Below are 389 nucleotides of genomic sequence, written 5' to 3' on the forward strand. Positions count from 1 at the left end.
TGCATAAAAAAATTACTTACGGAAAACTTAATTATATTTAAATAAAGCAATAATTAAAATAAAAACAATCTATAATTATTTTATTATTAAGGAATTATAAATGATTAAATTTGTTTTAGTTGGTGCAGGAAGTGCACAATTCGGATGCGATATGCTTGGAGATATTTTCTCTACTAAATCATTAGAAGGCTCTCATATAACATTACTTGATATTAACCCTAATGCTTTAAAAAAGGTATATGATTATGTTAAAGGCTTTATAGAAACAAATAAATTAAATTTTACTGTTGATGCGACCACAGAAAGAAAAGAAGCTTTTAAAAATGCTGACTTTATCATAAGCTCAATAGAAGTGGGAGATAGGTTTTTATTATGGGATCTGGATTGGA

General features: G+C 26.2%; 1 protein-coding gene. It reads left to right on the top strand.

Annotation, left to right across the window (positions count from 1 at the left end):
- Positions 1 to 100: 100 nt before the first annotated feature.
- Positions 101 to 389, top strand: a 289-nt coding sequence (locus EZH24_RS13565; protein WP_473807496.1) for a family 4 glycosyl hydrolase, incomplete at its 3' end; no start/stop codon positions are given.

It is taken from the genome of Brachyspira catarrhinii, assembly GCF_005518285.1.
GTDB lineage: Bacteria > Spirochaetota > Brachyspiria > Brachyspirales > Brachyspiraceae > Brachyspira > Brachyspira catarrhinii.